This window comes from Pseudomonas sp., assembly GCF_035277045.1.
Taxonomy (GTDB): domain Bacteria; phylum Pseudomonadota; class Gammaproteobacteria; order Pseudomonadales; family Pseudomonadaceae; genus Aquipseudomonas.
In genome coordinates this window covers 1-8,139 of sequence record NZ_DATELE010000174.1, presented here as the reverse complement: position 1 = coordinate 8,139, position 8,139 = coordinate 1, and the positions used below count along the sequence as shown (strand labels likewise).

Genomic DNA, 8,139 nt, shown 5'->3' with positions numbered 1-8,139 from the left:
GTCCGCAGCAGGTGCATGGGTCAGGCGCCCAGGGCCTGGCGCAGGCGCGCTTCGAGCAGCGCCGCGTCGAGGTCCTGGCCGATCAGCACCAGACGGGTGACGCGCGGCTCCTCGGCACGCCAGGCGCGGTCGAAGTGCTTGTCGAAGCGGCTGCCCACGCCCTGGATCAACAAGCGCATCGGCTTGCCGGGGATCGCGGCGAAGCCCTTGGCGCGCAGGATGCCGAATTCGGTCACAAGGCCGGTCAGGGCATCGAGCAGCAGACGCTCGTCGGCCTCGGGCAGGTCGATGGAGATCGAGTCGAAGGCGTCATGGTCGTGATCGTCATGATCGTCGCCGTCATGGTGGGAATCATGATGGGTGCGACGGCCGTCGATGTGCGCCTCGGACTCGGCGCCCACGCCCAGCAGCACCTCAAGCGGCAGGCGGCCACTGCTGGCCTCGATGACCTTGACCGCGGGCGGCAGCTCCTCGAGCACTTCGGCGCGCACCTTGGCAAGGTCCGCCGGGGCGATCAGGTCGGCCTTGTTCAGCACCACCAGGTCGGCGCTGGCCAACTGGTCGGCGAACAGCTCGTGCAGCGGCGACTCGTGGTCCAGGTTCGGGTCGAGCTTGCGCTGCGCGTCGACCTGGTCAGGGTAGGCGGCGAAGGTGCCGGCGGCCACGGCCGGGCTGTCGACCACGGTGATCACCGCGTCGACCGTGCAGGCGTTGCGGATTTCCGGCCACTGGAAGGCCTGCACCAGCGGCTTTGGCAGGGCCAGGCCGCTGGTTTCGATGAGGATGTGGTCGAGGTCGCCGCGGCGTGCGACCAGCTCGCGCATCACCGGGAAGAACTCTTCCTGCACGGTGCAGCACAGGCAGCCGTTGGCCAGCTCGTAGACGCGCCCGCTGGCTTCTTCCTCGGTGCAGCCGATGCTGCACTGCTTGAGGATTTCGCCATCGATGCCCAGCTCGCCGAACTCGTTGACGATGACCGCGATGCGCCGGCCCTGTGCGTTGTCCAGCATGTGGCGCAGCAAGGTGGTCTTGCCCGAGCCCAGGAAGCCGGTGACGATGGTGACGGGGAGCTTGGCCAGTGTTTTCATGTCGATGCCCTTGGCAGGATGGCGGGCATGCAGGACGAAAGCCGCAGGCACGCTTGCCTGGGCGCGTTCGCCACCGGATCACCCCGCCCGGTTGAAGTCGAATTCGTTGCGAGGCAGGTCTCCTGGCTTGCATGCCACCGGTCAGTCCGGTCGATCGACGCCTTCCCGCGCGGTGGCGCAGTGGCATGTGTCGGTCTGGGCAGTGCCTACAGTTGCGGGGGCAGCCGCGGATTGGTACCGCGTTCCCGTCTTAGCTTCGATGGAGCACACCGAAGAACCTCGGACCGGCAAGGCTACGCAGTGCCCGTCAGGCGGTCAACCGCTGGCTGAGATTGACGGGAAATCGGCCCCATGATTTGCTGGCGGCCCGCGTTCAGGCGCCCCTTCTGGAACGTTCACGCCCTTGCCACCGAGTCCCCCCCCATGATCAACCGCACCCTTGGCGAGACTGGCCTGTATGCCGGCCTCGGCTGCCGCCGGGGCTGTCCGGCCAGCGAACTGGCCGAGCTGCTGCGGCGGGTGCTCGCCAGCGAGGGCCTGGACCTGAGGGCGCTCAAGGGGCTGGCCAGCATCGATGGCAAGGCCGACGAGCCAGGGTTGCGGCAACTGGCCGGGCAGCTCGGCCTGCCGCTGGTGTTTTTCAGCGCCGCGCAACTGGCGCCGTTCGAGGGGCAACTGAGCCAGCGGTCGCTCATCGCCTGGCGGCACAGCGGCTGCTGGGGGGTGGCCGAGAGCGCGGCACTGGCCATGGCAGCAGCCGCCCATCATGGCCCGGTTCGCCTGCACCTCACCCGCCAGGCCAGCGGCCAGGCAACACTGGCATTGGCGTGCGGCGCCGTTCTTGACGGATAATCGCCGCTTTACCTGCAAGGATTCTCCATGACGGTCTATTTCATCGGTGCCGGCCCCGGCGATCCCGAGCTGATCACGGTCAAGGGCCAGCGCCTGATCCGTCAGTGCCCGGTGATCATCTATGCCGGGTCGCTGGTTCCGGCGGCCGTGCTCGAAGGCCACGCTGCCGAGGTGCTGATAAACAGTGCCGAGCTGCACCTGGAGCAGATCATCGATGCCATCCGCGGCGCCCATGCCAAGGGGCAGGACGTCGCCCGCGTGCACAGTGGCGACCCGAGCCTGTACGGGGCCATCGGCGAGCAGATCCGTCACCTGCGCGAGCTGGACATCGACTACCAGATCATCCCCGGCGTCACCGCCACGGCCGCCAGCGCGGCCCTGCTCGGCTGCGAGCTGACCCTGCCGGACGTGGCCCAGACGGTCATCCTGACCCGCTACGGCGACAGCTCGCCGATGCCTGCGGGCGAGCAGCTGGCCGACCTTGCCCGGCACCGTTGCACCCTGGCCATCCACCTGGGTGTCAGGCACCTCGAGAAGATCGTTGCCGAGCTTGTGCCGCATTACGGCGCCGACTGCCCGATCGCCGTGGTGCACCGCGCGACCTGGCCGGACCAGGACTGGGTGCAGGGCACGCTTGCGGACATCGCCTCGCGGGTGCAGGCCAAGGGATTTCGCCGCACCGCGCTGATTCTGGTCGGCCATGTGCTGGGCGATGCGCCGTTCGCCGAGTCGGCGCTGTACCGCGCTGGCCACGCCCATCTGTACCGGCCCTGAGCGTCGCATGTTGCCAACCTGGCCAGGCCGGTAGCAGACTCGTTGCTCTCCTTCCTTGATAGAGACCTGGCCATGCTTGAACTGCGCCCCAACTGCGAATGCTGCAATATCGACCTGCCGGGCGACAGCCCGGATGCGCTGATCTGTTCCTTCGAGTGCACGTTCTGCCGCACCTGCGCTGCCGCGCGCTTCCAGCACCGCTGCCCTAACTGCTCCGGACAGCTGGTGGCGCGTCCCACACGCGTCGGCGCTGCGCTGGCGCGCAATCCGGCAAGTGGGGAGCGGGTGGTCAAGGAGCATGCCGAATGCGTCATTTCGTTACCGTAAATCGACATACCGCCCGTCGCTTTAGGATTTATACCCCTCACTTGTAGGACTTTTCGACAGTCAAGTCGGACTTTTTCAACACCCCGGTACTCCCAGTACTAATACCTAGGGTTTCGACGTATTGTTCGCGCGCTGTTGACCCCCATTGCAGACGCGTTCCTGGGTAGATCAGGAAACGGACCACATTCCGACAAGGAGTTTCCCTATGACCACCGTACTGATGGTCGACGATCACCCGGTTATCCGCCTGTCCATCCGCCTGCTGCTCGAACGCGAGCGCTTCAAGGTCGTGGGCGAAACCGGCAATGGCGTCGATGCGGTGCAGCTGGCCCGCCAGTTGCAACCGGACATCGTCATCCTGGATATCGGCCTGCCCGGCCTGGACGGGATGGAAGTCATCAAGCGTCTGAACCTGCTGGAACCCGCGCCACGAATCATGGTGCTCACCGGGCAGCCTTCGGACCTGTACGTGCGCCGTTGCATGGATGCCGGTATCTCGGCCTTCGTGCACAAGGACGAAGACATCGAGGCGGTGATCTTCGCGGTCAAGGCGATGGTCAAGGGCTATTCCACCTTCCCGGACCTCACGATCAACCGCAACATGCTCGAAAGCGAGGCCGCGCGGCTTGCCAGCCTGTCCAACCGCGAGGTCGAAGTGCTGCGTCGCCTGAGCAGCGGCGAGAACAACAAGCACATCGGCGAAACCATGCGCCTGAGCGCCAAGACCATCAGCACCTATAAAGGCCGGATCATGGACAAGCTCAAGACTGAGTCACTGGTGGAAATGGTCGACCTGGCCAAGCGCAACAATGTGATCTGACGACCTGATGAAAGCATGCGCCTTGCTGCTACTGGCGAGCCTGCTGGCCTTGCCGCTGGCGGCCGGCGACAGCGAGCCGCGACACCTGCTGGCACGCTCGCAGAGCGCGGCCTCGCCTTTGCCCTTGCAGCTGTCCACCGAGGACCGCCAGTGGCTCGACAGCAGACGCGTGCTGCGCCTTGGCAGCTCCAGTCCTGACTATCCGCCGTTTGAGATCAACATCAGCCAGTCCGACTACGAAGGCCTGAGCGCCGACTATGCGGGGCTGATCAGCGAGCTGCTGGGCATCCCGGTCCAGGTCCAGCGTTACCCTACCCGCCAGGCCTCGATCACTGCGCTGCACGAGGGGCGGATCGACCTGCTTGGCAGCTCCAACGGTTTCGAGGCGGCCGATGCCGGGCTGACCCTGAGCAACGCCTACGCCGACGACCAGCCGGTGATCATCACCGCCCAGCACAGCGAACTCGACAGCCAGGATCACCTGCGCGGCAAGCGCCTGGTCATGGTCGATCACTATCTGCCCGCCGATCAGGTGCGGGCGCTGTATCCCGAGGCCCAGCTCATCCTTACCCGCTCGGCCCTGTCAGGGCTTGCCGCGGTCGCCCTGGGCCAGGCCGACGCCTACCTGGGCGATGCCATCAGCAGCGACTTCCTGATCGGCAAGAGCTTTCGCGGGCGCGTCAAGATCAACCACTTCGTGAGGATGCCGCTGGAAACCTTCGCCTTTGCCCTGGAACGCGACAACCAACGCCTGCGGCGCCTGGTCAACCGGGCTCTGGCGCGCATCAGCGAGCATGAACGGCTGAATATCCTGCGCCGCTGGACCAGCGGCAACACCAGCATCCTGCTTGAGCGGCGACTGCCCGCCCTGAGTGACGAAGAACGCCGCTGGGCCGAGGAGCATCCGCAGGTCCGGGTCGTCATCACCCCGTCTCTCGCCCCGCTGACCTTCTATGATGATGAGCACAACCTGCGCGGGGTGACGGCCGACCTGCTCGAACAGATCAGCCTGCGCACCGGCCTGCACTTCCAGATCCTGCACAGTGACTCGGTGCCTGGGATGATAGAGATGGTCGAACAGGGCAAGGCCGACATGATCGGCGCCTTGGGGTACGGCAAGGAGCGCGAGAACCACCTGCGCTTCACCCGCCCCTACCTGGTCAGCCCGCGCGTGCTGGTGACCCGCTCCCAGGAAATCACCAACCCCGAGGCGCCCCTGCAGGGCAAGCGCCTGGCCATCATTCGCGACTACCCGGCAAGGTCGCGCTTGCTCGACCAGCATCCCGGCCTGCGCCTGGTCGAGGTGGGCAACCCTTTGCAGCTCATGGAGGCCGTTGCGCAGAACCGCGCGGACGTGGCCCTGAGCTCGATGATCAACGCCACGTATTTCACCAGCCGGCTGTTCAACGGGCGGCTGCAGGTCTCGTCGCTCTACGGTGAAGAGCCCGCCACCGCGGCCTTCGCCACGGCCGCCGACAAACCGCAGCTGCAGGCGATCCTCAACAAGGCGCTGCTCAGCATCCCGCCGGAAGAAATGGACCAGTTGATCAATCGCTGGCGGGTCAACGCCGTGATCAGCGACAGTCCATGGCGCAATTACCGCTCGCTGGTGCTGCAGATCCTGATCCTGTCGGCGCTGTTGCTGGCCGGGGTGATCTTCTGGAACAGCTACCTGCGCAAGCTCATCCACCAGCGCACCGAGGCCCAACAGGCGCTGCAGGCACAACTGGCGCTGAGCCGCGGGCTGCTCGAGCAATTGCGCCAGGCCAAGAACGACGCCGAACAGGCCAGCCAGGCGAAAAGCACCTTCCTGGCCACCATGAGCCACGAAATCCGCACGCCCATGAACGCCGTGCTCGGCCTGCTTGAACTGTCGCTCAAGGACAGCGAGCGCGGCGGTAGCGACCCCCAGTCACTGAGAACCGCCTACGACTCGGCCATCGGGCTGCTGGAGCTGATCGGCGAGGTCCTTGATATCTCGCGGATCGAGTCTGGGCACATGACCCTGCAACCCGCGCCCACGGACCTGGCGGCATTGGTGCGGGGCACCGTCAAGGTGTTCGAGGGCAACCTGCGCATCAAGGGCCTCGACCTGCACCTGGACCTGCCGTCCCAGCCGTTGTGGGTCGAGGTTGATGGAGGACGCTTCAAGCAGATCCTGTCCAACCTGCTGAGCAATGCCATCAAGTTCACCGAGCACGGCCAGGTCAGTGTCACGCTGTTCATGCCTGACAGCGAAGCGAATGGGCCGCTGGCGCTTCACCTGCAGGTACGCGACAGCGGTATCGGTATTGGCGCCCGTGACCAGGCGCGCCTGTTCAGTGCCTTCTCGCAGGTTCAGGGCCCGCAGGCGCGTCAGGGTGCCGGCCTGGGCCTGGTGATCAGCCGCAGCCTGTGCGAACTGATGGGTGGCGGGCTGACCCTGCAGAGCCTGGAGGGCATCGGCACCCAGGTCGATGTGCGCCTGTCGTTGCCACCTCGGCAACCACCCGTGGTTGCGACACCTGCCCCGCAGGGCATGGCCTGTGACCGCTCGCTGGCAATCCTGGTGGTGGACGACTACCCCGCCAACCTCATGCTGCTGGACAAGCAGCTCAATACCCTCGGTCATCGGGTGGTAGCGGCGGGCGACGGCCAGGCCGCCCTGGACCTTTGGCGGCAGTCGCCTTTCGATGTGGTGCTCACCGACTGCAACATGCCCATCATGGATGGCCACGAACTCACCCGCCGCATCCGCGCGCTCGAGCGCGAGCGCGGCCAGCCCGCCTGCCGCATCCTGGGCCTGACCGCCAATGCCCAGGCCGAAGAGCGCCAACGCTGCCTGGCCAGCGGCATGGACGACTGCCTGTTCAAGCCGATCGGGCTGGACGGGTTGCGCGCGCAGTTGTCCGAGGGGGCTGAAACAGTCGAGTCGGCGCAGGTCCCGGCCGACGGCTTCAACCTGGAGAACCTGCGCCATCTTACCCGGGATGACGAGCACGTGATCCAGCAGCTGGTTGCTCAGTTGACGCAGAGCAATGCCGAAGACCTCGAGGCGCTGCGCGCACTCGGTGAGGCACCGGACCATCAGGTCCTCAGGCACCTGGTGCATCGCATCAAGGGCGGCGCGAAGATGCTGAAGGTGCGCGATGTGGTGCGCCACTGTGAAGTGATCGAGCAGGCTGCCGCGGATGACATGAAGTTGCCGCAGTTGCTGCGGGCGCTGGAGGACAGCCTGGTGGGACTGGACCGGGAGCTACGGCGTTGTGCAGGGGTGGGGTCGGGTCAGGGCTGACGGGTGTGCGCTTGAGGCCCTGCGGCGCTCGACCTCAGCGCCGCTGCATGAACCAAGCGCATACATCCCCCTCTCAGGAACTCTCCCGCACCATCAGCTCGAACCCCAGGTCCTGCTGTCTCACCGCGACCGGCTTGCCGTCGAGCATGCTCAGCAACGCCTGGGCAGCACCGCGCCCCACCGCCGCCCGCGGGGTGCGGATCGAGGTAAGCCGGGGGACCATGTGCGCCGAGGCAGGCAGGTCGTTGAACCCCACCATCGCCACCTGCCGCGGCACCTCGATGCCTTGACGCAAGGCCTGCAGCACCGCGCCCTGGGCCAGGTCATCGTTGCAGAAGAAGATGCCGTCGACATCCGGCGCCTGCGCCAGCATCTGGCTGAACAGCTCGCTGCCCAGGCCGATCGACGATGGCTGCGGCGACAACAGTTGCAGCTCGACCGCGTCCAGCCCGGATTCGGCCAGTTCCTGGCAGAAACCCTCAGCACGTTGCATCACCCGTGGGTCGAGCTGGGCAGCGATGAACCCCAGGCGCCGCCGTCCGCGCTCGATCAGGTGGCGGGCAGCAGCACGCCCTGCCTGCTGCTGGGAAAAGCCGACCGACACGGCGTCGCCCTCACCGCCCAGTTCCATCATGTGCACGCAGGGCACGCCACTGGCGGCGAGCATCTGGCGCGAGGCGTCGCTGCGGTCGAAGCCGGTGAGCAGCATGCCGCAGGGCTGGTAGGCCAGGTAATTGCGAATCAGGTTTTCTTCCTGGGCACTGTCATAGTGGTAGTTGCCGATCAGCACCTCGAGCCCCCGCGGACGCATCACCGCGTGGATCGCCTCGAGCGTGTCGATGAACAGCTGGTTGGACAGCGACGGGATCAACACCACCACCGACTGGCTGCGGGCCGACGCCAGGGCCCGGGCGGCGGGATTGGCGATATAGCCCAAGGCAGCCGCGGCTGCCTGGACCTTCTCCACGAGCGCCGGGGCGACGGTGCTGACACCGCGCAGCGCG

The 8,139-nt window shown here is 66.2% G+C and carries 7 protein-coding genes and 1 riboswitch; of the genes, 5 read left to right on the top strand and 2 right to left on the bottom strand.

Annotated features, from left to right (window positions below):
- Positions 1–20 precede the first annotated feature (20 nt).
- Positions 21–1,088 (bottom strand): cobalamin biosynthesis protein CobW, encoded by a 1,068-nt coding sequence (gene cobW / locus VJS90_RS08960; protein ID WP_324121121.1) that lies wholly within the window; start codon positions 1,086–1,088, stop codon positions 21–23.
- A gap of 95 nt (positions 1,089–1,183) precedes the next feature.
- Positions 1,184–1,385: riboswitch (cobalamin riboswitch) on the bottom strand.
- A gap of 126 nt (positions 1,386–1,511) precedes the next feature.
- Here cobW and VJS90_RS08955 point away from each other — a divergent pair.
- The 5 genes from VJS90_RS08955 to VJS90_RS08935 all read left to right on the top strand — a co-directional run bounded on the left by VJS90_RS08955 (position 1,512) and on the right by VJS90_RS08935 (position 7,135).
- On the top strand, positions 1,512–1,940 hold the full coding sequence (locus VJS90_RS08955; protein ID WP_324121119.1) for a cobalamin biosynthesis protein: 429 nt from the start codon (positions 1,512–1,514) through the stop codon (positions 1,938–1,940).
- A gap of 27 nt (positions 1,941–1,967) precedes the next feature.
- Positions 1,968–2,714, top strand: a complete 747-nt coding sequence (cobM, locus tag VJS90_RS08950) for a precorrin-4 C(11)-methyltransferase (RefSeq protein ID WP_324121117.1) — start codon at positions 1,968–1,970, stop codon at positions 2,712–2,714.
- A gap of 72 nt (positions 2,715–2,786) precedes the next feature.
- The gene (locus VJS90_RS08945) at positions 2,787–3,041 is read left to right on the top strand and encodes a DUF1272 domain-containing protein (RefSeq protein WP_324121115.1); all 255 of its coding nucleotides are present in this window, start codon (positions 2,787–2,789) and stop codon (positions 3,039–3,041) included.
- A 205-nt stretch (positions 3,042–3,246) separates the two neighbouring features.
- Positions 3,247–3,861, top strand: coding sequence for a response regulator transcription factor (locus tag VJS90_RS08940; RefSeq protein WP_324121113.1), 615 nt, complete (start codon positions 3,247–3,249; stop codon positions 3,859–3,861).
- 7 nt (positions 3,862–3,868) lie between these two features.
- Positions 3,869–7,135 carry a transporter substrate-binding domain-containing protein gene (locus VJS90_RS08935; RefSeq protein ID WP_324121111.1) on the top strand — a complete coding sequence of 1,089 codons (3,267 nt, stop codon included), beginning with the start codon at positions 3,869–3,871 and terminating at the stop codon, positions 7,133–7,135.
- A gap of 73 nt (positions 7,136–7,208) precedes the next feature.
- On the opposite strand, the gene VJS90_RS08930 is transcribed toward VJS90_RS08935, so the two are convergent.
- Positions 7,209–8,139: substrate-binding domain-containing protein (locus VJS90_RS08930; protein WP_324121109.1), on the bottom strand; the 931-nt coding region annotated here is incomplete at its 5' end.